Consider the following 26,046-nt stretch of genomic DNA (forward strand, 5'->3'; position numbering starts at 1 on the left):
GTCCCGAGCCGGTCCTCGCAGGCGAACACATCACCGGCGACCACCGAGGTCAGCAGGGGCAGCGCCCAGCTACCGCAGAACCCGAGCGTCACCAGCGGTCCGGCCCACCCGGTCGCGTGCATCCAGCGGCCGAAGAGCGTGTCCGTGGGGAGCGTGCTCTGCTGGGCCACCAGGGCGACGAAGGCACCCGGCACGAGCCAGCAGGCGAGCACCAGCAGGCGGATACGCCACTGGGAGACGAGCTTGACCAGCTCGAAGCGGTATGCGCGCACCACCGGGACGCGGTGGGCGGCGGAAGCGTGGGGGGCGGCGACGGCCGTGGTCATCGTCCGGCCTCCTGCGGCTCGATCTGCCGCTGTCGCGCGATCGGCTTCTCGGTGAGCGGCTCGGTGAGGGAGAGAAAGGCGGTTTCGAGCGGCGAGGCCACCGGGGCGAGCTCGCGCAGCGCGATGTCCGCGTGGACGAGCCGCCTCACCAACTCGTCGAGGGCAGGCACCAGGGCGCGCACGACGAGCACGCCGGAGTCGCGTCGCCCCTCGGCGTCGTCGACGGTCCGGATCCCGTCCGTCTCGTCCGCCAGCCGCCGGGCAGCCGACGGGTCGGAGGTGATGAGCCGGTAGTCGAGTTCACGGTTCTCGGCGGCGAGCTTGCCGAGCGGGCCGGAGAAGACGACCCGTCCGGTGGCGAGGACCGTGACCTCGGAGCACAGCGCTTCGACGTCGTCCATGCGGTGGCTGGAGAGCACGACGCCGGTTCCGTCGGCGGCGAGCCGGGTCAGGACACCGTGCACGTGTCTCTTTCCTGCCGGGTCGAGGCCGTTGGCCGGTTCGTCGAGGACGAGCAGCCGGGGCTTGGTGAGCAGGGCGGCGCCGAGCCCGAGCCGCTGGCGCATACCGAGCGAGAAGCCGCGGGCCCGGTCGTCGGCGACATCGGTGAGCCCGACCTCGTCGAGCACGTCGTCGATCCCCGCCGTCCGCGCGTCGTGGCCGCGCAGGGCTGCCAGGGCGGCGAGGTTCTGCCGGGCGGTGAGCGAGGGGTAGAGGCCGGGTCCGTCCACGAAGCCGGCGACCCCGCCGGGAGCGGCGAGCTCGCGCCCGACCGGCGTCCCCAGGATCTCCAGTCGGCCACTGTCGGCGACGGCCAGTCCCAGCAGAAGCCCGAGCAAGGTCGTCTTGCCCGCGCCGTTCGGTCCGACCAGGCCATGGATCTGCCCCTGCGCCACCTCCAGATCGACGCCGTCGAGTGCGATGACGTCGCCGAAACACTTGGTGATCCCACGGGCCTGCAGCGCCGGCGGTGTGTCCATGAGCCCCTTCTTCCAGAAGAACCCCCAACAGAACATAGAGACGCCTCAAGACGCGGGCAGGGTAGGCCAGTTGAAGCCACAAGGAACGGAAGGAGACCGGCACCTGACGCGCCGACAGCGAACGGGATCCAGAGCCGGAGATCCCGCGGAACGCCAGCCCGCGGCCGGAACGGCCACGGGCTGTCGGTCTGTGCACGCGGGTCATGCAGGGGACCCGCACGGGAGGTACGGAGGTCAGTGGACGGTCACGTCGAACACCGGCGAAGCCGTGTTCCCGCTCAGGATGCGCAGGTCGTTCTTGCCCTTCAGGCCCAGCTTTACGCCGAGCGAGTAGGTGCCCCTGGAGCTGAGCTGCGTCACGGCGGGCAGGCTGACCCACTTCTTGCCCTGCTTCTGCTGGAGGGCCATCTTGCTGCCCGCCTTCAGGCCGGTCGCGGTGCCGGTGACCCGGAACAGCTGCCATGCCTTCACCGAGGTTGCCGACGGCTTGGCGGTGATGCCGGCCTCGGCGGCGGTCGCCCGCGCGACGGAGCTACCGGGCGCCGGGGTGGCGGCCGAGGCAACGGTTCCCGCGAGAACGACGGACGCCGCGCTGATGACGCCCACGGCGGCGAAACGCAGGAAGTGCCGCTTGGTGATGGCCATGAAAACCCCTCTCAGTCGAAAAGCCCCAGATCTCACGCGTCAGTGAGTTGATACTGTTTGCTCGCTTCTTGCCTGAGAAGATGCCCCTCGCCCCGAACGCGTTGCCCGGCCTTTGTCACCGCCCTGCAACAGCCGCCACTGGCTTCCCGGCCGACCGCGACGCCGCCCCCGATCCATCGCTAGTCGTCGATGTCGCGGGGGCGTGGGCGGGCGGCGGCACTGCGCTGATACCAGGCTCGGATCGTGTCCGCGAACCAGTACGGGGCGCCGCCTTCGACCACGTCCGGCGGCGGGAGCAGGCCGTGCTTGCGGTACGAACGCAGGGTCTGGGACCGCACGCCCAACAGCAGCGCGATTTCCTTGTACGACCACAGTTCCCGGCCGGTCCGCGACGGTACGGCAGCAGCCGAGGAGCGAGGGGTGTCTTCCGCAGGAGGCACGGGTGCAAGCGCTCGGCCTTCCCCCTCCGTGCCGGTCTCCGACTCCCGGTCCAGGGCATCCCGCAATCCCGCCTCCGTGTCCAGGATGTCGTCGAGGTTCGCCACCGCGGCATCATGGCGGGACTGGAGCAGCACCTCGTGGAGACCGGCCTCCACGTCCAGGACGTCGTCGAGCCCCTCGGTCAGGGCGCGCCCGTACCGGTCGAGGCGGTCGCCCAGCTGCTCGGCCGGGCGGTCGCCCGGGTGAGGCTGCGGCTCGGGAGTCACTGCGGCCCCTCCCGTTCCTTGAGACGGGCGGCTGCGGCACGGCGGGCCTTCGCCAGGTTGGCGCGTACCGTCTCGGACGGCAGGCCGATTTCCGCGGCGATGTCACCCGGCTTGTACCCGGCCAGCGTCCAGGCCAGGACCTGTCGCTGACGGAACGGCAGACTCCGCAGCACCGGCAGCAGGTCGTAGCGGCCCTCCCACTCGGCAATGGCGTCCGGGCGGACGAGCAGCGCGTTGGGCTCGGGGACCTGGTCGACCGGGTCCTCCTCGACCGACGCGACCCATCGCACCAGGGCACGCGAGGCGACCCTGTACGCCCAGGCCCGTGGCCTGTCCAGGTCGTTCCACCGGCGGTACGCCTTGATCATCGTGTCCTGGGCGACATCGGCGGCGACGTGGAACGGGGCACCCTGGTTGACCAGGAAAGCGACGAGTTGACGGATCGTATCGCGATAGAAGGCGGAGAACTGCTCGTCGACTTCGACGCGTTCGCCCCGGCTCTCGTCGTCCGGGCCGGTGCGGGCGGCGGAGCCCGTGGCGGGGCGGTGAGAACCATGGGACGGGTCCGGGCCGATCATGCCGCCGAGTCCGTCCGTTGGACCCGCGCGAGGGTGACCGTCATCCGTACGTGACGTCCGTCGGCGTGCCGGTCGTCGAGTTCCAGCCGGTAGCGGCTGTCGTCCTGTTCCCGCCGTAAGCGCCGGCGCAGCCACAGGCCCAGCGCGGCGCAGGTTTTCGCGGCGATGATCGAGACGATGGCGGTGACCGCCGTGCCCGCATCCATGAACGCCCTTTCGTACGGTCGCGGCCCCGGAACCGGGAAGCCCGTCACTCCGTAAGAGCCCGGAGAGGGGAGGAACGTGAACTCGCGGGCCGGATTCGCCACGACCGGGTGACGCGGAGGGGATGGTGCCCACGCCTCGCGGACACCCCCGCTCTTCGCCCACGGGGTGTACACGGCATCGCTTCCGTACAGCTGCCGGGTGAAGGCGGAAGCATAGGTCTGCCGGTCGGACAGGGCGGGAGCGCCCCGTCCAGGAAGGGACAGTTGGCGTGAAACCGGCTCTCCGGGGTAACCGGCGCGCATGGCGAAGTGGCACCTTCGAGGGCGAAATGGCAACGGCAGCACCGGTGGGGACGCGCGGGAGGCAGGCCCGCCGCCGGAGGTGCAGCGGGCGGCGCCGGATACTCCGACAGAGCTGCCGAGGCGAGCATGGGGCGCGGTACTCAAAGGCAGCCTGCGGGAGTTCAGGGACGACGAGCTGAGCGACCGCGCGGCGGCGCTCACGTACTACGGCGTGCTGTCGCTGTTTCCCGCGCTGCTTGTGCTGGTGTCGCTCCTGGGCATGACCGGTCAGTCGACCACCGACAAGGTCCTGCACAACGTCCAGCGGTTCGCGCCCGGATCGGCCCGGGACATCATCACCGACGCGGTGCGGCAACTACAGGACAGCGCGGGCCTCGGCTCGGTGATGGCGATCGTCGGCCTGGTCCTGGCCGTGTGGTCGGCGTCCGGCTACGTCGCGGCGTTCATCCGCGCGGCCAACGCGGTCTATGAGATGCCCGAAGGCCGGCCGGTCTGGAAGCTCCTTCCCGTACGGATCGGACTCACCGTGGTCCTGATGGTCCTGGCGGTGATCAGCGCACTGATCGTGGTCTTCACCGGCGGCCTCGCCCGCCAGGCAGGCACCGCACTCGGCATCGGAAGCGCCGGCTTGACGGTGTGGTCGATCGCCAAATGGCCCGTCCTGGCTGCCCTGGTCACCCTCATGATCGCGCTCCTGTACTGGGCGTGCCCGAACGCGAAGGTCAAGGGCCTCAAATGGATCACCCCGGGCAGTTTCCTGGCCCTGCTGATCTGGATGGTCGCCTCCGGTGCGTTCGCGTTCTACGTCGCCAACTTCGCGTCCTACAACAAGACCTACGGCGCGATGGCCGGCATCATCGTCTTCCTGGTGTGGCTCTGGATCACCAACCTGGCCATCCTGCTGGGCCTGGAGTTCGACGCGGAGATCGTGCGCCAGCGAGCGATCGCCGGCGGCCTGCCACCGGACGAGGAGCCCTACGCGGCGCCGCGTGACACCAGGAAGTGGGACGAGGAGGACCGGCGCCGTCTGGGCGAGGTCTGACCGCAACGCCTGCCCGATCGCGGTGGGCGGTCTCGATACCACCCGGAGGTCAGCCCTCTTGCCGTGGTCGTCGCGGACCGCCCGCGAGAGGGACACCGGTGCGCCGGGCCTGCTCGGCGGACGCCGTGGAGCCGCTGCTGCGGGCGGCCTCCTGGGGAATCCGCGCGGGCTGCACCGGCTGGTCGGGCGGCGGGACGTATCCGGGCAGGCGCAAGGTGCCCCAGACGTAGGGATCGGCCTGGGCGCTGCCGAAGAGGGACCAGGCCAGACGCGTCTGACCGGTCCGGTCCCGGTGTGCGGGTCCTTGGCCTGGTACTTGCCGCACTTCTCCCCCGCGGGCCCCGGGAAACCGCCGTTCGTGGCGAGCAGTCGGCGGTCTTGCCGAACGTGACCGCGGTCATCGCTCGCAGCGAGCGCTCGGGCAGCGCGAGCGCGGAGCGGGGGAAGCGCAGAAAGTGGTGGTCGACACCGTGGTCGAAGGCGAGCGCGTACGGGACAGACGTGTCGTAGAGGGCGAACTCCCGCCACTGGCAGCCCGTCCGGTTCTGACAGAAGATCGCGTTCACGACCTCCCTCAGGTCGCAGGAGCCCGGGTCGCCCGTCGCCGACCGCGCCACCCGGTCCTGCTTCCAGGCCGTGATCACCGGCTCGATCAACGCCCACTGCCCGTCCGATAAATCACTGAGGTACGGCTCTCTCTTCCCGCCCCGCATCTCAGTATGGACATGCTCACCAGACGGCCTCGTACGGCGACCAGTACCACGATCGAGCGATCACGAACCAAGGAAGACCCGACTCAACGCACACTCACACCACGCCACCGGGCACGCTTGGCATCGTCCTTTGGGCGTTGCGGGCTGAAAGGCGCGCCGGTCAGGCGACCGTCTGGCGCTGAGGCGTCTTCCGCGTCTTCACCCCGCCGACGATGAGCGCCAGCCCCATGGCGACGATGCCGAGGTAAGCGGTGGACGGAAGGTCGACGACCTTGTGCAGCCAGCCCCACTCCGTGCCGAAGAAGGTTTGCGAGGCGAAGCTGACAAGCCCCTGGGCTCCTGCGACGTAGCCGATGCTTTCGACGGTGTATCCGATGGTTGTTCGCACGGATCAACCCTCTCGCGGCGGTGCCGCAAGATCGTCCTCCACAGGGCCGAAAACGCAGTAGTCCAAAGGATGCAGTCGCGTGCGGAGAGCACCGGCAGAGCACCCCGCCGCGGCAGACGAGTGGTCGACACCGGACGGCTCGAACCTCACGCCCTCGTACGCCCAGCGCAGCTGGAGGCGCTGCCCGCCGCGGCGCGCTCATCGGCATCGGCACCGACGGACGGGCGATCGCCGTCGACATCGACGACGCGCCGCACATCCCGGTCTGCCCCGCCAACGGCGGGGGCCGCGCGACCAACCTGCGCACCATCATCGCCCAGCTCCTGCAGCAGGGCGCCCACGCCCTGATCCTCGACGCCAAGCGGGTCGCCCACCTGTGGGCGAAGGACCTGCCGACGGTGACGCACCGCGGCGACGTCGCCGGCATCCACGACGCCCTGGCCTGCCTCGCCACCGAGCGTCAGTGCCGCCTCGACCTCGACGGCGTGCCGCGCCTGATGGTCGTCCACATGGCCGACACGAGCCTGGACCCCACCGGCCAGGGACGCAAACGCTGGACCCAACGACGGAAGGCCGCACTCAACTCCTTCGACATCACCTTCGATGGCCGGCTCCAGCCCGCCGGCACACTGCCCGGGTCGGGCACGACAGAGCGCAGCACGGCCATGTCCTTCAGGGGAGCGGCGGTCCTCTCGTCATCGCCGCCCCGCAGGAGCAGTACCGCTGCCACCACGGCGATCACCAGGACAACCGCCGCGAGCGAGCGACTGGTGCGGGTGTTCTGGATCGTGAGTGACCCGAGGGCGAAGTTGCCGCGCCTCATCGTTGTCAGTGTCGTCGCCTGCCGTCACGGCCATGGGCTACGACGTTCACATCACCAGTCGCGAGAACTGGTGGGACGAAGAAGGGCCAGAGATCACCGCAGCGGAGTGGGAGGCCGCAGTGGCGGCGGACCCGGAGCTGGAGATGGTTCCGGCACCGCAGAGCCGCAGGGCGTCTTGGGTAGCCCCTCTGCCGCACCTCGAACCCCTGAGTGCCGGTCACCTCTCGTGAACGCCTCGTTGTGCCGTCCCAGGACGTGGGTGTCGGGCGACACGCTTGACTTCAAGAGGGGGAAGCCTCCCAGCCCAACCGGTCCGCGCGCGCCGTTCGCCCTCGCCTGCGCGGTCAATGAAATTTCAGCATGCTGGCAGGAAATTCCAGGGCACACTCGCTTGGTGACCAGCGGGAAGCGAAAACATCGAGAGGGGAAGCGTGGAGGATCTGCCGATGTCGGCGACGGAGCCTGAGGGTTGCGTGGTCGTGCGCGTGCTCAGTTACAACATCCGTTCCATGCGCGACGACGTCGCGGCTCTCGCCCGGGTGATCGGGGCTTGCCGGCCTGATGTGGTCTGCGTTCAGGAGGCGCCGCGGTTCTTCGGCTGGCGCAAGGCCGCCGCCCGTCTCGCCCGGACTTCGGGGCTCGTGTACGTTGCGGGCGGCGCCACCGCCTCCGGCCCCATGATCCTCACCTCGCTCCGCGCGCACGTGGTGCGCACCGAGGACGTCCTGCTGCCCCGCACCCCTGGCCTGCACCAGCGCGGCTTCGCCACCGCCATGTTGCGCTTCGGCCGGGTCCGCCTCGGTGTGCTCAGCTGTCATTTGAGCATCAACGCTCAGGAGCGCTACGAACAGGGACAACTGCTCCTTGAGCGGCTGTCCGCCATGGACGTGCCGCACGCGGTTGCCGCGGGCGACCTCAACGACCGGCCCGACGGCTATACCTTCGGCCTGCTCGCGGGCGCTCTGCAGGACGGCTGGGCGACGAAGCCGTGGGGGCGGGAGCACACCACCCGGCTGGGCGATCCGCTGCAGCGCATCGACGCCGTCTTCGCCACACAGGGGGTTCAGGTGCTGGGGTGCGGAGTACCGATGGGGCTCTCCGGCGTCTTGGAACGAGACCTGCGAGCAGCCACGGACCACCTGCCCGTGCTGGCCGCTTTGCGAGTACCCCCCCACTAGCACGGCTCCGCCTCGGACCCAGTCCTCGCACTCCCCCGCCTGTCGCTGCGAGGCACCCCGGTCCCTGCAGCCTTGAACGCGGCCTAGAACTGGGTCGCCCACTGCGCATCCACCGGACGCTGGGGCGGCCCTCGCCTGATCATGTGCTCCGACCAGGGCGCACTGACGAGGACGAAGGCCGTGAAGACAGGTCTGCTGCCCACCAGACTGCTGGCTCATGGCCGACCCCGCGCTTCCCTCGCCACCCTGCGCCCCACAGACGCGGATCGAGCTGCCGAGCGCCGCCGTCGAGCGCCTCGCCCGCCAGCTCGGCGCTCCCTCGTGGCAGCGGCCATAGCAGGCATGCTCGGCCTGCTGGCGGGGCGCCGGACGCTCCGGGACCAGGCGGCGGTGGAGCATCAGCAGTGGCTGCGCGCGCAGCGGCAGAGCGCGTACGTCGAGCTGCTCGCTGCATGGGATACCGCTGCAGAGGCCCTCCTCCGGCAAGAGGGGCTCCCGCTGGAGGTAGCGGGAGCCACGAGGGCTCTCGACGTCGCGCAGTTGAAAAGCAAATTCTCCGAGCCGCTACGGGCCCCTCTGGAGCAGGTCCGGCTCCTCGGACCGCCCAGGCCGAGGCGCTGGCCGTGAGAATGAACGTCGTTTTGGGAACCATCATCGCTGCGCTTGAGGTCACCAGGTCCGGTCTGTCCCGCTCCCCCGGCCTACTGCCTGTTCCGATGGACAGGGAAGTGTGGAAAAGGGCGCGGGACGCGCGAGTCGGGTTTTTTCAATGCGGTGGCGACCGTCGTGCGAGCCCCACCGGCCGTCACCCGGCGAGAGCCGCGAACTGGCTGAGCGAGCCCTCCAGTCTCGGGTCCGCACCCCAACCAGCACACCCAGCAACAAGATCAAGACGTCCCGGCGCCTGCGGTCTTACCTGGCGGAACGGCGTGCGTGAACGGACCAGACTGCGGCATGATCGCGGGATGCTGATCGATCACGAGGGCTGTTCGCCGACCGTGCACCCCACGGCCTTTGTCGCGCCGACCGCGACACTGAGTGGGGACGTGCGGGTGGGAGCGGGGTGTCGGGTGCTGTTCGGCGCCGTGCTCACTGCGGAGGGTGGCCCGGTGGAACTCGGCGAGGGTTGCATCGTGATGGAGAACGCGGTCCTGCGCGGGACACGCCGCGATCCACTGGTCCTGGGGCGGCAGGTCCTGGTCGGCCCCACCTCGTACCTGACCGGATGCTCGGTGGAGGACGAGGTATTCCTGGCGACCGGAAGCCGTGTGTTCAACGGCGCGCGGATCGGAACGCGCTCGGAGGTGCGCATCAACGGAATCGTACACCTGCGCACGGTACTGCCCGCCGACTCGATGGTGCCGATCGGCTGGGTAGCCGTGGGCGACCCGGCGCGGATTCTTCCGCCCCAGGATCACGAGGCTATCTGGGCTGTGCAGAAAGAACTGGACTTCCCGGGCTACGTCTTCGGCCTGGACCGGCCAGCTGACGGCGAAAGCCTCATGCCGGGTATCTCGGAGCGTTTCGGTCGGGCCCTTGGCCGTCATCGAAACGACCGTCAGATCTGAGCCACCCGCCCTGTGGCGGCCTCGATCTGCTCACCGACGGCGTGAATCCCGTTCGGCGGCCGAAGTGATGACGGCGGACGTACAACGGAGACCGGTGCCCGTGATCTCAGTGTTGTCCACGAGCCGAACTCAGCCCGGCTCCTCACGGAAGTCTCGTTCGCGACAGAGGCAGAACCGCCGGCAGAGAGGGCCCTGGGTCCCGAGAGTGCGTAGATCCACGCTAGCCGTCGGCTCAGCTCGACTGTCGTCGCCAGGTAGAGCTCTCGGGGTCGATGCCGGCCGTCGGCGTGTTGAGTACCAGGTTCGCCAGCACCACGATCTCGGCGAAAGCCGCGAGGTGACACATCGCGCCCGTCCTCCTGGGCGACGGGATTCGCCTGTTCGACAACCTCGGTGGCGCGCCCGTACGGCTTGAGCTCCTCAACGGTCACCATCGCGCAGCGGCGGTGAACCTGCGCTACCATCCCGTCGCGATCGTGTGACGGCTCGCTGAGCCGGTGCCGCTGCGTGCTCTTGACGGCAACAGCCCTCGCGGCGTGACGTCCGGCAGGGGAGGTCAGCGGCACAGGACGTGAGCCCCGCCCAGCAGTTGTGCCCCGACGTCGCCAATAGCCAGATCGGCCCGGCCGTCACGGCCCTCGGTGGGCGGGAGCCCATCCCGTAGCGAGGGGGGGCGCCAAGATGGTGGCTATGACATGGCCGTCGACCGACCATGGCGGGCGCGGCGGTCAGACGGGCCGTCGCGGCGCGGACGGCGTACCCGCGGCCTCCGAGCTATCTGTTGGCCTCAGCGACCGATTCGATGGCGGCCTTCGCCGCTGTCGTCGCATCCCGCACCATGCTCGCGGAGTCGGGCGGGCGCGCGCCGGCGAAGCCCGTGCCACTGTCGTAGACCCTGACCACGACGTTGCCCGTACGGACCACGAGCGTCGCGTCCTTATAGTTGTGGTCGTTTGTCTTCGAGTCGGAGCTCATGGCGGTTTCCTGGTCGCCGATGCCGAACACGGGCTCAGTCTTGATGTTCCAGGCGTCAGTGCTTGTCCGGACGTTGGCGATGACGTTCGTGTAGGTGTCCTCGGCGTGCTTCTCGCCGCTGCGTGTGTCGGAGTCGTAGCGCCACAGGGCAACGGAGAGAAAGCGGAAGTGGTCGGTGTCGTCCCTGCCGCTCCAGTAACAGCGGGTGTAGTCGGCCGTGTTGCTCGTGTCGGCCGTGCCGTTCCGATCCGTCACACCAGGCACCAGCTGCTCAAGCGTCCCTTCGGTGATCGTCTTGCATGCCTCGGGCAGCTTGGCGAACTTCACGGGGCCGACATCACGGGGCTCTGTCGCGCTCGGCGAGGAGTCGGAGGGGACAGAGGACTCAGGGGAGGGAGAGTACGAGCGCGTCTGCTCCTCCTCAGGAGACTCGCCGCCCTTGCCATCCGAACCGGTCTCCCCCAGAAAGACCGCGAGTACCGCGATCGCTGAGGTTGCCAGGGCAACCCCCAGCGCGGCCACCAGCGGTGGTATGCGGCGATGGTGTGGTTCCGGCCGTGGATGGGGAATGCCGAGGGGCTCCGCACCGGCCGGTACACGGTCGCGTGCCTGGTCGGCCGCCCCCTTCGGCTGCTCTGCCACGTCGGATCCACTGGCGGCGGAAGCGGGAGAGGCCAGGACCGGGCCAGACGACTGCCCGATCTGGGTGGGTGCCTGGTGCAGTGCGGGTGCGGGTGCGGGTGCGGGTGCCGGTGCCGGTGCCGGTGCCGGTGCCGGTGCCGGTGCCGGTGCCGGTGCCGGTGCCGGTGCGTTGGGAAGTGCGGGAGGTTTGCCCGGCGCAGTGGGGGGCGGAGTGGGGGGAAGGGATGTATCAGCATGTTCCCGTACTAGCCGGGCGATCGGGTCGGGCATCCAACCGGGCTCGGTGAGTAGCAGCGTGGTGAGGGCCGTCTCTTCGCCCATGTCGCAGCGGCCTACGGTGGTCAGCCAGTTGAGCAGGGCGTCCACGGTGGGGCGCTGGTCGGGCTGTTTGGTCAGGCAGGCGGCCACCACAGGGCGCAGTTCGGGTGCGAGCGAGGCCAGGCTGGGCTGTTCATATACGGCGCGGAAGTGCAGGGCGTGCGGGGTGCCGGTGCCGAACGGGCCGACTCCAGTGGCGGTATAAGCCAACAGCGCGCCCAGGGCGAAGACGTCGCTGGCCGGTCCGACCGGCTGCCCGGTGAGCTGTTCTGGGGACATGAAGCCAGGAGTGCCTATCGTCATGCCGGTGTGGGTCAGCACGCTGTCCTCGCTCGCCACCGAGATGCCGAAGTCGATCACCCTCGGGCCGTCGGCAGCGAGAAGCACGTTGGAGGGTTTCAGGTCCCGGTGGACGACCCCGGCCGCGTGGATCGCCTCCAGGGCTTCGGCCAAACCCGCGCCCAGAGCGAGTACTGGCTGTGCCGCCCAGGGGCCGTGCCCAGAGATCGCCTCGCCCAGCGAAACACCTGGTACGTAGACGACAGCCAGCCAGGCGGGGGAGCCTTCCGGGTCGGCGTCGACCACGCCCGCGGTGAAGGCACCGTTGACCCGCCGGGCGGCGGCCACCTCGCGGGCGAAGCGGCGCCGGAAGTCGGCGTCCCCGGCCAGCTCCGGACGTACCACCTTCACCGCGACCAGACGCCCGGCGGGTGAGCGCGCCAAGTACACCTGGCCCATACCTCCGGAGCCGAGCCGTGCCACGATTCGGTAGCGCCCCGCCTGCCGAGGGTCTTGCGGCTCCAAGGTCTCCGGCGCTCCCAACCCATCCCCCGCCCCACGGCCCATGGGCCGCCGTCAAGATGCCCAACTATTCGCGACATGCCGGCTATTACTCAAAGCACCGCCCTCACAGACGACGAGGGCCTAGTGGAGTTCGTGCGGCGGGCGGGCTCGAAGCGCCCCGATGCTGCTCCCTGGAACCTGATCCCGACGGCCCACCAGGACCCCGCGCGCTCAGCGTCTCCAGGTCGTCATCGACCTGCTGGGCTCGCTCGTGATGCGCCCGGCGCCAGAAGGCAGCTCTGCCGCCATACGTCAGTGGCCATCGCCACGACCACCGAACCCGCTTCCCTCCTCACCGGAGTCCCCTCCCCCGCCGTCGCCGCATCGGACGCTTACCAGCATCGCGCTGCCTGTTCAGAGGAGCCATAGACGAAGATGACCGAACATGGCTCGAACTGTCGCGCGGCGTCGCACTGTCCAATCGGCTGATCATGGTTGTTGAGGTTGTCAGCCCGGCGGGGGTGAGCCGACCTTCGAAGGCGATCTGGAGGGCATCACCGTGGCGAGGCGCACGCCCTGACCCAGCATCACCAGGACGGGTCTGACCGGCACGGACGTCGGCATCCGCTGGCAGGTATTCTTGCGCCGCTCCGACCTGGGACACACCTTCCGCGTGATCAAAACGACGCTCGGCTGGACCCGCCCCAAACTCGGCACCCCCGAGGCCGCCGACCGCTGGACCTGGCTGATCATCGCCGCCCATACCCCACTCCGGCTCCTCCGCGCTGCCGCTGCGGACCTCCGGCGTCCCTGGGAGAAGCCCGCCGAGCCCGGCCGCCCTGCCCGGGCCCGGGCAGGGCGGCCGGGCTCGGCGGGCTTCTCCCAGGGACGCCGGAGGTCCGCAGCGGCAGCGCGGAGGAGCCGGAGTGGGGTATGGGCGGCGATGATCAGCCAGGTCCAGCGGTCGGCGGCCTCGGGGGTGCCGAGTTTGGGGCGGGTCCAGCCGAGCGTCGTTTTGATCACGCGGAAGGTGTGTCCCAGGTCGGAGCGGCGCAAGAATACCTGCCAGCGGATGCCGACGTCCGTGCCGGTCAGACCCGTCCTGGTGATGCTGGGTCAGGGCGTGCGCCTCGCCACGGTGATGCCCTCCAGATCGCCTTCGAAGGTCGGCTCACCCCCGCCGGGCTGACAACCTCAACAACCATGATCAGCCGATTGGACAGTGCGACGCCGCGCGACAGTTCGAGCCATGTTCGGTCATCTTCGTCTATGGCTCCTCTGAACAGGCAGCGCGATGCTGGTAAGCGTCCGATGCGGCGACGGCGGGGGAGGGGACTCCGGTGAGGAGGGAAGCGGGTTCGGTGGTCGTGGCGATGGCCACTGACGTATGGCGGCAGAGCTGCCTTCTGGCGCCGGGCGCATCACGAGCGAGCCCAGCAGGTCGATGACGACCTGGAGACGCTGAGCGCGCGGGGTCCTGGTGGGCCGTCGGGATCAGGTTCCAGGGAGCAGCATCGGGGCGCTTCGAGCCCGCCCGCCGCACGAACTCCACTAGGCCCTCGTCGTCTGTGAGGGCGGTGCTTTGAGTAATAGCCGGCATGTCGCGAATAGTTGGGCATCTTGACGGCGGCCCATGGGCCGTGGGGCGGGGGATGGGTTGGGAGCGCCGGAGACCTTGGAGCCGCAAGACCCTCGGCAGGCGGGGCGCTACCGAATCGTGGCACGGCTCGGCTCCGGAGGTATGGGCCAGGTGTACTTGGCGCGCTCACCCGCCGGGCGTCTGGTCGCGGTGAAGGTGGTACGTCCGGAGCTGGCCGGGGACGCCGACTTCCGGCGCCGCTTCGCCCGCGAGGTGGCCGCCGCCCGGCGGGTCAACGGTGCCTTCACCGCGGGCGTGGTCGACGCCGACCCGGAAGGCTCCCCCGCCTGGCTGGCTGTCGTCTACGTACCAGGTGTTTCGCTGGGCGAGGCGATCTCTGGGCACGGCCCCTGGGCGGCACAGCCAGTACTCGCTCTGGGCGCGGGTTTGGCCGAAGCCCTGGAGGCGATCCACGCGGCCGGGGTCGTCCACCGGGACCTGAAACCCTCCAACGTGCTTCTCGCTGCCGACGGCCCGAGGGTGATCGACTTCGGCATCTCGGTGGCGAGCGAGGACAGCGTGCTGACCCACACCGGCATGACGATAGGCACTCCTGGCTTCATGTCCCCAGAACAGCTCACCGGGCAGCCGGTCGGACCGGCCAGCGACGTCTTCGCCCTGGGCGCGCTGTTGGCTTATACCGCCACTGGAGTCGGCCCGTTCGGCACCGGCACCCCGCACGCCCTGCACTTCCGCGCCGTATATGAACAGCCCAGCCTGGCCTCGCTCGCACCCGAACTGCGCCCTGTGGTGGCCGCCTGCCTGACCAAACAGCCCGACCAGCGCCCCACCGTGGACGCCCTGCTCAACTGGCTGACCACCGTAGGCCGCTGCGACATGGGCGAAGAGACGGCCCTCACCACGCTGCTACTCACCGAGCCCGGTTGGATGCCCGACCCGATCGCCCGGCTAGTACGGGAACATGCTGATACATCCCTTCCCCCCACTCCGCCCCCCACTGCGCCGGGCAAACCTCCCGCACTTCCCAACGCACCGGCACCGGCACCGGCACCGGCACCGGCACCGGCACCGGCACCGGCACCGGCACCGGCACCCGCACCCGCACCCGCACCCGCACTGCACCAGGCACCCACCCAGATCGGGCAGTCGTCTGGCCCGGTCCTGGCCTCTCCCGCTTCCGCCGCCAGTGGATCCGACGTGGCAGAGCAGCCGAAGGGGGCGGCCGACCAGGCACGCGACCGTGTACCGGCCGGTGCGGAGCCCCTCGGCATTCCCCATCCACGGCCGGAACCACACCATCGCCGCATACCACCGCTGGTGGCCGCGCTGGGGGTTGCCCTGGCAACCTCAGCGATCGCGGTACTCGCGGTCTTTCTGGGGGAGACCGGTTCGGATGGCAAGGGCGGCGAGTCTCCTGAGGAGGAGCAGACGCGCTCGTACTCTCCCTCCCCTGAGTCCTCTGTCCCCTCCGACTCCTCGCCGAGCGCGACAGAGCCCCGTGATGTCGGCCCCGTGAAGTTCGCCAAGCTGCCCGAGGCATGCAAGACGATCACCGAAGGGACGCTTGAGCAGCTGGTGCCTGGTGTGACGGATCGGAACGGCACGGCCGACACGAGCAACACGGCCGACTACACCCGCTGTTACTGGAGCGGCAGGGACGACACCGACCACTTCCGCTTTCTCTCCGTTGCCCTGTGGCGCTACGACTCCGACACACGCAGCGGCGAGAAGCACGCCGAGGACACCTACACGAACGTCATCGCCAACGTCCGGACAAGCACTGACGCCTGGAACATCAAGACTGAGCCCGTGTTCGGCATCGGCGACCAGGAAACCGCCATGAGCTCCGACTCGAAGACAAACGACCACAACTATAAGGACGCGACGCTCGTGGTCCGTACGGGCAACGTCGTGGTCAGGGTCTACGACAGTGGCACGGGCTTCGCCGGCGCGCGCCCGCCCGACTCCGCGAGCATGGTGCGGGATGCGACGACAGCGGCGAAGGCCGCCATCGAATCGGTCGCTGAGGCCAACAGATAGCTCGGAGGCCGCGGGTACGCCGTCCGCGCCGCGACGGCCCGTCTGACCGCCGCGCCCGCCATGGTCGGTCGACGGCCATGTCATAGCCACCATCTTGGCGCCCCCCCTCGCTACGGGATGGGCTCCCGCCCACCGAGGGCCGTGACGGCCGGGCCGATCTGGCTATTGGCGACGTCGGGGCACAACTGCTGGGCGGGGCTCACGTCCTGTGCCGCTGACCTCCCCTGCCGGACGTCACGCCGCGAGGGCTGTTGCCGTCAAGAGCACGCAGCGGCACCGGCTCAGCGAGCCGTCACACGATCGCGACGGGATGGTAGCGCAGGTTCACCGCCGCTGCGCGATGGTGACCGTTGAGGAGCTCAAGCCGTACGGGCGCGCCACCGAGGTTGTCGAACAGGCGAATCCCGTCGCCCAGGAGGACGGGCGCGATGTGTCACCTCGCGGCTTTCGCCGAGATCGTGGTGCTGGCGAACCTGGTACTCAACACGCCGACGGCCGGCATCGACCCCGAGAGCTCTACCTGGCGACGACAGTCGAGCTGAGCCGACGGCTAGCGTGGATCTACGCACTCTCGGGACCCAGGGCCCTCTCTGCCGGCGGTTCTGCCTCTGTCGCGAACGAGACTTCCGTGAGGAGCCGGGCTGAGTTCGGCTCGTGGACAACACTGAGATCACGGGCACCGGTCTCCGTTGTACGTCCGCCGTCATCACTTCGGCCGCCGAACGGGATTCACGCCGTCGGTGAGCAGATCGAGGCCGCCACAGGGCGGGTGGCTCAGATCTGACGGTCGTTTCGATGACGGCCAAGGGCCCGACCGAAACGCTCCGAGATACCCGGCATGAGGCTTTCGCCGTCAGCTGGCCGGTCCAGGCCGAAGACGTAGCCCGGGAAGTCCAGTTCTTTCTGCACAGCCCAGATAGCCTCGTGATCCTGGGGCGGAAGAATCCGCGCCGGGTCGCCCACGGCTACCCAGCCGATCGGCACCATCGAGTCGGCGGGCAGTACCGTGCGCAGGTGTACGATTCCGTTGATGCGCACCTCCGAGCGCGTTCCGATCCGCGCGCCGTTGAACACACGGCTTCCGGTCGCCAGGAATACCTCGTCCTCCACCGAGCATCCGGTCAGGTACGAGGTGGGGCCGACCAGGACCTGCCGCCCCAGGACCAGTGGATCGCGGCGTGTCCCGCGCAGGACCGCGTTCTCCATCACGATGCAACCCTCGCCGAGTTCCACCGGGCCACCCTCCGCAGTGAGCACGGCGCCGAACAGCACCCGACACCCCGCTCCCACCCGCACGTCCCCACTCAGTGTCGCGGTCGGCGCGACAAAGGCCGTGGGGTGCACGGTCGGCGAACAGCCCTCGTGATCGATCAGCATCCCGCGATCATGCCGCAGTCTGGTCCGTTCACGCACGCCGTTCCGCCAGGTAAGACCGCAGGCGCCGGGACGTCTTGATCTTGTTGCTGGGTGTGCTGGTTGGGGTGCGGACCCGAGACTGGAGGGCTCGCTCAGCCAGTTCGCGGCTCTCGCCGGGTGACGGCCGGTGGGGCTCGCACGACGGTCGCCACCGCATTGAAAAAACCCGACTCGCGCGTCCCGCGCCCTTTTCCACACTTCCCTGTCCATCGGAACAGGCAGTAGGCCGGGGGAGCGGGACAGACCGGACCTGGTGACCTCAAGCGCAGCGATGATGGTTCCCAAAACGACGTTCATTCTCACGGCCAGCGCCTCGGCCTGGGCGGTCCGAGGAGCCGGACCTGCTCCAGAGGGGCCCGTAGCGGCTCGGAGAATTTGCTTTTCAACTGCGCGACGTCGAGAGCCCTCGTGGCTCCCGCTACCTCCAGCGGGAGCCCCTCTTGCCGGAGGAGGGCCTCTGCAGCGGTATCCCATGCAGCGAGCAGCTCGACGTACGCGCTCTGCCGCTGCGCGCGCAGCCACTGCTGATGCTCCACCGCCGCCTGGTCCCGGAGCGTCCGGCGCCCCGCCAGCAGGCCGAGCATGCCTGCTATGGCCGCTGCCACGAGGGAGCGCCGAGCTGGCGGGCGAGGCGCTCGACGGCGGCGCTCGGCAGCTCGATCCGCGTCTGTGGGGCGCAGGGTGGCGAGGGAAGCGCGGGGTCGGCCATGAGCCAGCAGTCTGGTGGGCAGCAGACCTGTCTTCACGGCCTTCGTCCTCGTCAGTGCGCCCTGGTCGGAGCACATGATCAGGCGAGGGCCGCCCCAGCGTCCGGTGGATGCGCAGTGGGCGACCCAGTTCTAGGCCGCGTTCAAGGCTGCAGGGACCGGGGTGCCTCGCAGCGACAGGCGGGGGAGTGCGAGGACTGGGTCCGAGGCGGAGCCGTGCTAGTGGGGGGGTACTCGCAAAGCGGCCAGCACGGGCAGGTGGTCCGTGGCTGCTCGCAGGTCTCGTTCCAAGACGCCGGAGAGCCCCATCGGTACTCCGCACCCCAGCACCTGAACCCCCTGTGTGGCGAAGACGGCGTCGATGCGCTGCAGCGGATCGCCCAGCCGGGTGGTGTGCTCCCGCCCCCACGGCTTCGTCGCCCAGCCGTCCTGCAGAGCGCCCGCGAGCAGGCCGAAGGTATAGCCGTCGGGCCGGTCGTTGAGGTCGCCCGCGGCAACCGCGTGCGGCACGTCCATGGCGGACAGCCGCTCAAGGAGCAGTTGTCCCTGTTCGTAGCGCTCCTGAGCGTTGATGCTCAAATGACAGCTGAGCACACCGAGGCGGACCCGGCCGAAGCGCAACATGGCGGTGGCGAAGCCGCGCTGGTGCAGGCCAGGGGTGCGGGGCAGCAGGACGTCCTCGGTGCGCACCACGTGCGCGCGGAGCGAGGTGAGGATCATGGGGCCGGAGGCGGTGGCGCCGCCCGCAACGTACACGAGCCCCGAAGTCCGGGCGAGACGGGCGGCGGCCTTGCGCCAGCCGAAGAACCGCGGCGCCTCCTGAACGCAGACCACATCAGGCCGGCAAGCCCCGATCACCCGGGCGAGAGCCGCGACGTCGTCGCGCATGGAACGGATGTTGTAACTGAGCACGCGCACGACCACGCAACCCTCAGGCTCCGTCGCCGACATCGGCAGATCCTCCACGCTTCCCCTCTCGATGTTTTCGCTTCCCGCTGGTCACCAAGCGAGTGTGCCCTGGAATTTCCTGCCAGCATGCTGAAATTTCATTGACCGCGCAGGCGAGGGCGAACGGCGCGCGCGGACCGGTTGGGCTGGGAGGCTTCCCCCTCTTGAAGTCAAGCGTGTCGCCCGACACCCACGTCCTGGGACGGCACAACGAGGCGTTCACGAGAGGTGACCGGCACTCAGGGGTTCGAGGTGCGGCAGAGGGGCTACCCAAGACGCCCTGCGGCTCTGCGGTGCCGGAACCATCTCCAGCTCCGGGTCCGCCGCCACTGCGGCCTCCCACTCCGCTGCGGTGATCTCTGGCCCTTCTTCGTCCCACCAGTTCTCGCGACTGGTGATGTGAACGTCGTAGCCCATGGCCGTGACGGCAGGCGACGACACTGACAACGATGAGGCGCGGCAACTTCGCCCTCGGGTCACTCACGATCCAGAACACCCGCACCAGTCGCTCGCTCGCGGCGGTTGTCCTGGTGATCGCCGTGGTGGCAGCGGTACTGCTCCTGCGGGGCGGCGATGACGAGAGGACCGCCGCTCCCCTGAAGGACATGGCCGTGCTGCGCTCTGTCGTGCCCGACCCGGGCAGTGTGCCGGCGGGCTGGAGCCGGCCATCGAAGGTGATGTCGAAGGAGTTGAGTGCGGCCTTCCGTCGTTGGGTCCAGCGTTTGCGTCCCTGGCCGGTGGGGTCCAGGCTCGTGTCGGCCATGTGGACGACCATCAGGCGCGGCACGCCGTCGAGGTCGAGGCGGCACTGACGCTCGGTGGCGAGGCAGGCCAGGGCGTCGTGGATGCCGGCGACGTCGCCGCGGTGCGTCACCGTCGGCAGGTCCTTCGCCCACAGGTGGGCGACCCGCTTGGCGTCGAGGATCAGGGCGTGGGCGCCCTGCTGCAGGAGCTGGGCGATGATGGTGCGCAGGTTGGTCGCGCGGCCCCCGCCGTTGGCGGGGCAGACCGGGATGTGCGGCGCGTCGTCGATGTCGACGGCGATCGCCCGTCCGTCGGTGCCGATGCCGATGAGCGCGCCGCGGCGGGCAGCGCCTCCAGCTGCGCTGGGCGTACGAGGGCGTGAGGTTCGAGCCGTCCGGTGTCGACCACTCGTCTGCCGCGGCGGGGTGCTCTGCCGGTGCTCTCCGCACGCGACTGCATCCTTTGGACTACTGCGTTTTCGGCCCTGTGGAGGACGATCTTGCGGCACCGCCGCGAGAGGGTTGATCCGTGCGAACAACCATCGGATACACCGTCGAAAGCATCGGCTACGTCGCAGGAGCCCAGGGGCTTGTCAGCTTCGCCTCGCAAACCTTCTTCGGCACGGAGTGGGGCTGGCTGCACAAGGTCGTCGACCTTCCGTCCACCGCTTACCTCGGCATCGTCGCCATGGGGCTGGCGCTCATCGTCGGCGGGGTGAAGACGCGGAAGACGCCTCAGCGCCAGACGGTCGCCTGACCGGCGCGCCTTTCAGCCCGCAACGCCCAAAGGACGATGCCAAGCGTGCCCGGTGGCGTGGTGTGAGTGTGCGTTGAGTCGGGTCTTCCTTGGTTCGTGATCGCTCGATCGTGGTACTGGTCGCCGTACGAGGCCGTCTGGTGAGCATGTCCATACTGAGATGCGGGGCGGGAAGAGAGAGCCGTACCTCAGTGATTTATCGGACGGGCAGTGGGCGTTGATCGAGCCGGTGATCACGGCCTGGAAGCAGGACCGGGTGGCGCGGTCGGCGACGGGCGACCCGGGCTCCTGCGACCTGAGGGAGGTCGTGAACGCGATCTTCTGTCAGAACCGGACGGGCTGCCAGTGGCGGGAGTTCGCCCTCTACGACACGTCTGTCCCGTACGCGCTCGCCTTCGACCACGGTGTCGACCACCACTTTCTGCGCTTCCCCCGCTCCGCGCTCGCGCTGCCCGAGCGCTCGCTGCGAGCGATGACCGCGGTCACGTTCGGCAAGACCGCCGACTGCTCGCCACGAACGGCGGTTTCCCGGGGCCCGCGGGGGAGAAGTGCGGCAAGTACCAGGCCAAGGACCCGCACACCGGGACCGGACCGGTCAGACGCGTCTGGCCTGGTCCCTCTTCGGCAGCGCCCAGGCCGATCCCTACGTCTGGGGCACCTTGCGCCTGCCCGGATACGTCCCGCCGCCCGACCAGCCGGTGCAGCCCGCGCGGATTCCCCAGGAGGCCGCCCGCAGCAGCGGCTCCACGGCGTCCGCCGAGCAGGCCCGGCGCACCGGTGTCCCTCTCGCGGGCGGTCCGCGACGACCACGGCAAGAGGGCTGACCTCCGGGTGGTATCGAGACCGCCCACCGCGATCGGGCAGGCGTTGCGGTCAGACCTCGCCCAGACGGCGCCGGTCCTCCTCGTCCCACTTCCTGGTGTCACGCGGCGCCGCGTAGGGCTCCTCGTCCGGTGGCAGGCCGCCGGCGATCGCTCGCTGGCGCACGATCTCCGCGTCGAACTCCAGGCCCAGCAGGATGGCCAGGTTGGTGATCCAGAGCCACACCAGGAAGACGATGATGCCGGCCATCGCGCCGTAGGTCTTGTTGTAGGACGCGAAGTTGGCGACGTAGAACGCGAACGCACCGGAGGCGACCATCCAGATCAGCAGGGCCAGGAAACTGCCCGGGGTGATCCATTTGAGGCCCTTGACCTTCGCGTTCGGGCACGCCCAGTACAGGAGCGCGATCATGAGGGTGACCAGGGCAGCCAGGACGGGCCATTTGGCGATCGACCACACCGTCAAGCCGGCGCTTCCGATGCCGAGTGCGGTGCCTGCCTGGCGGGCGAGGCCGCCGGTGAAGACCACGATCAGTGCGCTGATCACCGCCAGGACCATCAGGACCACGGTGAGTCCGATCCGTACGGGAAGGAGCTTCCAGACCGGCCGGCCTTCGGGCATCTCATAGACCGCGTTGGCCGCGCGGATGAACGCCGCGACGTAGCCGGACGCCGACCACACGGCCAGGACCAGGCCGACGATCGCCATCACCGAGCCGAGGCCCGCGCTGTCCTGTAGTTGCCGCACCGCGTCGGTGATGATGTCCCGGGCCGATCCGGGCGCGAACCGCTGGACGTTGTGCAGGACCTTGTCGGTGGTCGACTGACCGGTCATGCCCAGGAGCGACACCAGCACAAGCAGCGCGGGAAACAGCGACAGCACGCCGTAGTACGTGAGCGCCGCCGCGCGGTCGCTCAGCTCGTCGTCCCTGAACTCCCGCAGGCTGCCTTTGAGTACCGCGCCCCATGCTCGCCTCGGCAGCTCTGTCGGAGTATCCGGCGCCGCCCGCTGCACCTCCGGCGGCGGGCCTGCCTCCCGCGCGTCCCCACCGGTGCTGCCGTTGCCATTTCGCCCTCGAAGGTGCCACTTCGCCATGCGCGCCGGTTACCCCGGAGAGCCGGTTTCACGCCAACTGTCCCTTCCTGGACGGGGCGCTCCCGCCCTGTCCGACCGGCAGACCTATGCTTCCGCCTTCACCCGGCAGCTGTACGGAAGCGATGCCGTGTACACCCCGTGGGCGAAGAGCGGGGGTGTCCGCGAGGCGTGGGCACCATCCCCTCCGCGTCACCCGGTCGTGGCGAATCCGGCCCGCGAGTTCACGTTCCTCCCCTCTCCGGGCTCTTACGGAGTGACGGGCTTCCCGGTTCCGGGGCCGCGACCGTACGAAAGGGCGTTCATGGATGCGGGCACGGCGGTCACCGCCATCGTCTCGATCATCGCCGCGAAAACCTGCGCCGCGCTGGGCCTGTGGCTGCGCCGGCGCTTACGGCGGGAACAGGACGACAGCCGCTACCGGCTGGAACTCGACGACCGGCACGCCGACGGACGTCACGTACGGATGACGGTCACCCTCGCGCGGGTCCAACGGACGGACTCGGCGGCATGATCGGCCCGGACCCGTCCCATGGTTCTCACCGCCCCGCCACGGGCTCCGCCGCCCGCACCGGCCCGGACGACGAGAGCCGGGGCGAACGCGTCGAAGTCGACGAGCAGTTCTCCGCCTTCTATCGCGATACGATCCGTCAACTCGTCGCTTTCCTGGTCAACCAGGGTGCCCCGTTCCACGTCGCCGCCGATGTCGCCCAGGACACGATGATCAAGGCGTACCGCCGGTGGAACGACCTGGACAGGCCACGGGCCTGGGCGTACAGGGTCGCCTCGCGTGCCCTGGTGCGATGGGTCGCGTCGGTCGAGGAGGACCCGGTCGACCAGGTCCCCGAGCCCAACGCGCTGCTCGTCCGCCCGGACGCCATTGCCGAGTGGGAGGGCCGCTACGACCTGCTGCCGGTGCTGCGGAGTCTGCCGTTCCGTCAGCGACAGGTCCTGGCCTGGACGCTGGCCGGGTACAAGCCGGGTGACATCGCCGCGGAAATCGGCCTGCCGTCCGAGACGGTACGCGCCAACCTGGCGAAGGCCCGCCGTGCCGCAGCCGCCCGTCTCAAGGAACGGGAGGGGCCGCAGTGACTCCCGAGCCGCAGCCTCACCCGGGCGACCGCCCGGCCGAGCAGCTGGGCGACCGCCTCGACCGGTACGGGCGCGCCCTGACCGAGGGGCTCGACGACGTCCTGGACGTGGAGGCCGGTCTCCACGAGGTGCTGCTCCAGTCCCGCCATGATGCCGCGGTGGCGAACCTCGACGACATCCTGGACACGGAGGCGGGATTGCGGGATGCCCTGGACCGGGAGTCGGAGACCGGCACGGAGGGGGAAGGCCGAGCGCTTGCACCCGTGCCTCCTGCGGAAGACACCCCTCGCTCCTCGGCTGCTGCCGTACCGTCGCGGACCGGCCGGGAACTGTGGTCGTACAAGGAAATCGCGCTGCTGTTGGGCGTGCGGTCCCAGACCCTGCGTTCGTACCGCAAGCACGGCCTGCTCCCGCCGCCGGACGTGGTCGAAGGCGGCGCCCCGTACTGGTTCGCGGACACGATCCGAGCCTGGTATCAGCGCAGTGCCGCCGCCCGCCCACGCCCCCGCGACATCGACGACTAGCGATGGATCGGGGGCGGCGTCGCGGTCGGCCGGGAAGCCAGTGGCGGCTGTTGCAGGGCGGTGACAAAGGCCGGGCAACGCGTTCGGGGCGAGGGGCATCTTCTCAGGCAAGAAGCGAGCAAACAGTATCAACTCACTGACGCGTGAGATCTGGGGCTTTTCGACTGAGAGGGGTTTTCATGGCCATCACCAAGCGGCACTTCCTGCGTTTCGCCGCCGTGGGCGTCATCAGCGCGGCGTCCGTCGTTCTCGCGGGAACCGTTGCCTCGGCCGCCACCCCGGCGCCCGGTAGCTCCGTCGCGCGGGCGACCGCCGCCGAGGCCGGCATCACCGCCAAGCCGTCGGCAACCTCGGTGAAGGCATGGCAGCTGTTCCGGGTCACCGGCACCGCGACCGGCCTGAAGGCGGGCAGCAAGATGGCCCTCCAGCAGAAGCAGGGCAAGAAGTGGGTCAGCCTGCCCGCCGTGACGCAGCTCAGCTCCAGGGGCACCTACTCGCTCGGCGTAAAGCTGGGCCTGAAGGGCAAGAACGACCTGCGCATCCTGAGCGGGAACACGGCTTCGCCGGTGTTCGACGTGACCGTCCACTGACCTCCGTACCTCCCGTGCGGGTCCCCTGCATGACCCGCGTGCACAGACCGACAGCCCGTGGCCGTTCCGGCCGCGGGCTGGCGTTCCGCGGGATCTCCGGCTCTGGATCCCGTTCGCTGTCGGCGCGTCAGGTGCCGGTCTCCTTCCGTTCCTTGTGGCTTCAACTGGCCTACCCTGCCCGCGTCTTGAGGCGTCTCTATGTTCTGTTGGGGGTTCTTCTGGAAGAAGGGGCTCATGGACACACCGCCGGCGCTGCAGGCCCGTGGGATCACCAAGTGTTTCGGCGACGTCATCGCACTCGACGGCGTCGATCTGGAGGTGGCGCAGGGGCAGATCCATGGCCTGGTCGGACCGAACGGCGCGGGCAAGACGACCTTGCTCGGGCTTCTGCTGGGACTGGCCGTCGCCGACAGTGGCCGACTGGAGATCCTGGGGACGCCGGTCGGGCGCGAGCTCGCCGCTCCCGGCGGGGTCGCCGGCTTCGTGGACGGACCCGGCCTCTACCCCTCGCTCACCGCCCGGCAGAACCTCGCCGCCCTGGCAGCCCTGCGCGGCCACGACGCGCGGACGGCGGGGATCGACGACGTGCTCGACGAGGTCGGGCTCACCGATGTCGCCGACGACCGGGCCCGCGGCTTCTCGCTCGGTATGCGCCAGCGGCTCGGGCTCGGCGCCGCCCTGCTCACCAAGCCCCGGCTGCTCGTCCTCGACGAACCGGCCAACGGCCTCGACCCGGCAGGAAAGAGACACGTGCACGGTGTCCTGACCCGGCTCGCCGCCGACGGAACCGGCGTCGTGCTCTCCAGCCACCGCATGGACGACGTCGAAGCGCTGTGCTCCGAGGTCACGGTCCTCGCCACCGGACGGGTCGTCTTCTCCGGCCCGCTCGGCAAGCTCGCCGCCGAGAACCGTGAACTCGACTACCGGCTCATCACCTCCGACCCGTCGGCTGCCCGGCGGCTGGCGGACGAGACGGACGGGATCCGGACCGTCGACGACGCCGAGGGGCGACGCGACTCCGGCGTGCTCGTCGTGCGCGCCCTGGTGCCTGCCCTCGACGAGTTGGTGAGGCGGCTCGTCCACGCGGACATCGCGCTGCGCGAGCTCGCCCCGGTGGCCTCGCCGCTCGAAACCGCCTTTCTCTCCCTCACCGAGCCGCTCACCGAGAAGCCGATCGCGCGACAGCGGCAGATCGAGCCGCAGGAGGCCGGACGATGACCACGGCCGTCGCCGCCCCCCACGCTTCCGCCGCCCACCGCGTCCCGGTGGTGCGCGCATACCGCTTCGAGCTGGTCAAGCTCGTCTCCCAGTGGCGTATCCGCCTGCTGGTGCTCGCCTGCTGGCTCGTGCCGGGTGCCTTCGTCGCCCTGGTGGCCCAGCAGAGCACGCTCCCCACGGACACGCTCTTCGGCCGCTGGATGCACGCGACCGGGTGGGCCGGACCGCTGGTGACGCTCGGGTTCTGCGGTAGCTGGGCGCTGCCCCTGCTGACCTCGGTGGTCGCCGGTGATGTGTTCGCCTGCGAGGACCGGCTCGGGAC

General features: G+C 69.6%; 24 protein-coding genes and 6 pseudogenes. 15 read left to right on the forward strand and 15 right to left on the reverse strand.

Features of this window, described 5'->3' with window-relative positions:
* The 6 genes and pseudogenes from ACFWA7_RS33085 to ACFWA7_RS33110 all read right to left on the reverse strand — a co-directional run.
* Positions 1-326 (reverse strand): annotated as a pseudogene (locus tag ACFWA7_RS33085) (ABC transporter permease); the annotation flags it as partial.
* Positions 323-1,306 carry an ABC transporter ATP-binding protein gene (locus tag ACFWA7_RS33090; protein WP_385826765.1) on the reverse strand — a complete coding sequence of 328 codons (984 nt, stop codon included), beginning with the start codon at positions 1,304-1,306 and terminating at the stop codon, positions 323-325. The gene ACFWA7_RS33090 and the pseudogene ACFWA7_RS33085, both read right to left, overlap by 4 nt.
* Positions 1,307-1,540: 234 nt before the next feature.
* Positions 1,541-1,951, reverse strand: coding sequence for a hypothetical protein (locus ACFWA7_RS33095; protein WP_385826767.1), 411 nt, complete (start codon positions 1,949-1,951; stop codon positions 1,541-1,543).
* Positions 1,952-2,130: 179 nt separating this feature from the next.
* Complete coding sequence (locus ACFWA7_RS33100; protein ID WP_385548445.1) at positions 2,131-2,658, reverse strand: MerR family transcriptional regulator; 528 nt, start codon at positions 2,656-2,658, stop codon at positions 2,131-2,133.
* Positions 2,655-3,236 (reverse strand): sigma-70 family RNA polymerase sigma factor, encoded by a 582-nt coding sequence (locus ACFWA7_RS33105; protein WP_385826769.1) that lies wholly within the window; start codon positions 3,234-3,236, stop codon positions 2,655-2,657. Before ACFWA7_RS33105 ends, ACFWA7_RS33100 begins: the two co-directional genes overlap by 4 nt.
* Positions 3,233-3,442, reverse strand: coding sequence for a hypothetical protein (locus ACFWA7_RS33110; RefSeq protein ID WP_385548451.1), 210 nt, complete (start codon positions 3,440-3,442; stop codon positions 3,233-3,235). Before ACFWA7_RS33110 ends, ACFWA7_RS33105 begins: the two co-directional genes overlap by 4 nt.
* 301 nt (positions 3,443-3,743) lie before the next feature.
* On the opposite strand from ACFWA7_RS33110, the gene ACFWA7_RS33115 reads away from it, so the two are divergent.
* Positions 3,744-4,787 carry a YihY/virulence factor BrkB family protein gene (locus ACFWA7_RS33115; protein WP_385548453.1) on the forward strand — a complete coding sequence of 348 codons (1,044 nt, stop codon included), beginning with the start codon at positions 3,744-3,746 and terminating at the stop codon, positions 4,785-4,787.
* A gap of 49 nt (positions 4,788-4,836) precedes the next feature.
* Here the strand turns inward: ACFWA7_RS33115 and ACFWA7_RS33120 are convergent, their stop codons facing one another.
* From ACFWA7_RS33120 to ACFWA7_RS33135, 4 genes and pseudogenes are all read right to left on the reverse strand, one after another.
* On the reverse strand, positions 4,837-5,112 hold the full coding sequence (locus ACFWA7_RS33120) for a hypothetical protein (protein ID WP_385826778.1): 276 nt from the start codon (positions 5,110-5,112) through the stop codon (positions 4,837-4,839).
* 196 nt (positions 5,113-5,308) lie between these two features.
* A pseudogene (locus ACFWA7_RS33125) lies at positions 5,309-5,500 on the reverse strand (transposase); the annotation flags it as partial.
* Between the two features lie 160 nt (positions 5,501-5,660).
* A complete protein-coding gene (locus tag ACFWA7_RS33130) occupies positions 5,661-5,888 on the reverse strand; it encodes a hypothetical protein (protein WP_385826771.1) in 228 nt (75 codons plus the stop codon).
* A gap of 146 nt (positions 5,889-6,034) precedes the next feature.
* Complete coding sequence (locus ACFWA7_RS33135; RefSeq protein ID WP_385548458.1) at positions 6,035-6,397, reverse strand: hypothetical protein; 363 nt, start codon at positions 6,395-6,397, stop codon at positions 6,035-6,037.
* Positions 6,398-7,157: 760 nt separating this feature from the next.
* Between ACFWA7_RS33135 and ACFWA7_RS33140 the strand changes: the two genes are divergently transcribed.
* Both ACFWA7_RS33140 and ACFWA7_RS33145 read left to right on the forward strand, forming a co-directional pair.
* A complete protein-coding gene (locus ACFWA7_RS33140) occupies positions 7,158-7,889 on the forward strand; it encodes an endonuclease/exonuclease/phosphatase family protein (protein WP_385826773.1) in 732 nt (243 codons plus the stop codon).
* A gap of 965 nt (positions 7,890-8,854) precedes the next feature.
* Positions 8,855-9,457: a gamma carbonic anhydrase family protein gene (locus ACFWA7_RS33145; RefSeq protein ID WP_385548465.1), complete on the forward strand. Its 603-nt coding sequence runs from the start codon at positions 8,855-8,857 to the stop codon at positions 9,455-9,457.
* A 774-nt stretch (positions 9,458-10,231) separates the two neighbouring features.
* Here ACFWA7_RS33145 and ACFWA7_RS33150 read toward each other — a convergent pair.
* Complete coding sequence (locus ACFWA7_RS33150) at positions 10,232-12,154, reverse strand: serine/threonine-protein kinase (protein WP_385826775.1); 1,923 nt, start codon at positions 12,152-12,154, stop codon at positions 10,232-10,234.
* Positions 12,155-12,785: 631 nt separating this feature from the next.
* Here ACFWA7_RS33150 and ACFWA7_RS33155 point away from each other — a divergent pair.
* Positions 12,786-13,034, forward strand: a pseudogene (locus ACFWA7_RS33155) (transposase); the annotation flags it as partial.
* Here ACFWA7_RS33155 and ACFWA7_RS33160 read toward each other — a convergent pair.
* Positions 13,013-13,276, reverse strand: a pseudogene (locus ACFWA7_RS33160) (transposase); the annotation flags it as partial. The pseudogenes ACFWA7_RS33155 and ACFWA7_RS33160 sit on opposite strands and share 22 nt — an antisense overlap.
* A 616-nt stretch (positions 13,277-13,892) precedes the next feature.
* Between ACFWA7_RS33160 and ACFWA7_RS33165 the strand changes: the two are divergent.
* Positions 13,893-15,815 carry a serine/threonine-protein kinase gene (locus tag ACFWA7_RS33165; RefSeq protein ID WP_385826775.1) on the forward strand — a complete coding sequence of 641 codons (1,923 nt, stop codon included), beginning with the start codon at positions 13,893-13,895 and terminating at the stop codon, positions 15,813-15,815.
* 774 nt (positions 15,816-16,589) lie between these two features.
* On the opposite strand, the gene ACFWA7_RS33170 is transcribed toward ACFWA7_RS33165, so the two are convergent.
* Together ACFWA7_RS33170 and ACFWA7_RS33175 are read right to left on the reverse strand one after the other, a co-directional pair.
* Positions 16,590-17,192 carry a gamma carbonic anhydrase family protein gene (locus tag ACFWA7_RS33170; RefSeq protein ID WP_385548465.1) on the reverse strand — a complete coding sequence of 201 codons (603 nt, stop codon included), beginning with the start codon at positions 17,190-17,192 and terminating at the stop codon, positions 16,590-16,592.
* 965 nt (positions 17,193-18,157) lie between these two features.
* Positions 18,158-18,889 (reverse strand): endonuclease/exonuclease/phosphatase family protein, encoded by a 732-nt coding sequence (locus ACFWA7_RS33175; protein WP_385826773.1) that lies wholly within the window; start codon positions 18,887-18,889, stop codon positions 18,158-18,160.
* 760 nt (positions 18,890-19,649) lie between these two features.
* Between ACFWA7_RS33175 and ACFWA7_RS33180 the strand changes: the two genes are divergently transcribed.
* From ACFWA7_RS33180 to ACFWA7_RS33195, 4 genes and pseudogenes are all read left to right on the forward strand, one after another.
* Positions 19,650-20,012, forward strand: coding sequence for a hypothetical protein (locus ACFWA7_RS33180; RefSeq protein WP_385548458.1), 363 nt, complete (start codon positions 19,650-19,652; stop codon positions 20,010-20,012).
* A 146-nt stretch (positions 20,013-20,158) separates the two neighbouring features.
* Positions 20,159-20,386: a hypothetical protein gene (locus tag ACFWA7_RS33185; protein WP_385826771.1), complete on the forward strand. Its 228-nt coding sequence runs from the start codon at positions 20,159-20,161 to the stop codon at positions 20,384-20,386.
* 160 nt (positions 20,387-20,546) lie between these two features.
* Positions 20,547-20,738, forward strand: a pseudogene (locus tag ACFWA7_RS33190) (transposase); the annotation flags it as partial.
* A gap of 196 nt (positions 20,739-20,934) precedes the next feature.
* Complete coding sequence (locus ACFWA7_RS33195) at positions 20,935-21,210, forward strand: hypothetical protein (RefSeq protein ID WP_385826778.1); 276 nt, start codon at positions 20,935-20,937, stop codon at positions 21,208-21,210.
* Positions 21,211-21,259: 49 nt separating this feature from the next.
* On the opposite strand, the gene ACFWA7_RS33200 is transcribed toward ACFWA7_RS33195, so the two are convergent.
* A complete protein-coding gene (locus ACFWA7_RS33200; protein WP_385548453.1) occupies positions 21,260-22,303 on the reverse strand; it encodes a YihY/virulence factor BrkB family protein in 1,044 nt (347 codons plus the stop codon).
* A 301-nt stretch (positions 22,304-22,604) separates the two neighbouring features.
* On the opposite strand from ACFWA7_RS33200, the gene ACFWA7_RS33205 reads away from it, so the two are divergent.
* The 6 genes and pseudogenes from ACFWA7_RS33205 to ACFWA7_RS33230 form a co-directional block, all read left to right on the forward strand.
* Complete coding sequence (locus tag ACFWA7_RS33205) at positions 22,605-22,814, forward strand: hypothetical protein (protein ID WP_385548451.1); 210 nt, start codon at positions 22,605-22,607, stop codon at positions 22,812-22,814.
* Positions 22,811-23,392: a sigma-70 family RNA polymerase sigma factor gene (locus ACFWA7_RS33210; protein ID WP_385826769.1), complete on the forward strand. Its 582-nt coding sequence runs from the start codon at positions 22,811-22,813 to the stop codon at positions 23,390-23,392. The genes ACFWA7_RS33205 and ACFWA7_RS33210 overlap by 4 nt, the downstream gene beginning before the upstream one ends.
* Positions 23,389-23,916 (forward strand): MerR family transcriptional regulator, encoded by a 528-nt coding sequence (locus ACFWA7_RS33215; protein ID WP_385548445.1) that lies wholly within the window; start codon positions 23,389-23,391, stop codon positions 23,914-23,916. Before ACFWA7_RS33210 ends, ACFWA7_RS33215 begins: the two co-directional genes overlap by 4 nt.
* Positions 23,917-24,095: 179 nt before the next feature.
* Complete coding sequence (locus tag ACFWA7_RS33220; protein ID WP_385826767.1) at positions 24,096-24,506, forward strand: hypothetical protein; 411 nt, start codon at positions 24,096-24,098, stop codon at positions 24,504-24,506.
* Between the two features lie 234 nt (positions 24,507-24,740).
* Positions 24,741-25,724, forward strand: a complete 984-nt coding sequence (locus ACFWA7_RS33225) for an ABC transporter ATP-binding protein (protein ID WP_385826765.1) — start codon at positions 24,741-24,743, stop codon at positions 25,722-25,724.
* A pseudogene (locus ACFWA7_RS33230) lies at positions 25,721-26,046 on the forward strand (ABC transporter permease); the annotation flags it as partial. The gene ACFWA7_RS33225 and the pseudogene ACFWA7_RS33230, both read left to right, overlap by 4 nt.

The organism is Streptomyces sp. NPDC059994 (genome assembly GCF_042737755.1).
GTDB lineage: Bacteria > Actinomycetota > Actinomycetes > Streptomycetales > Streptomycetaceae > Streptomyces.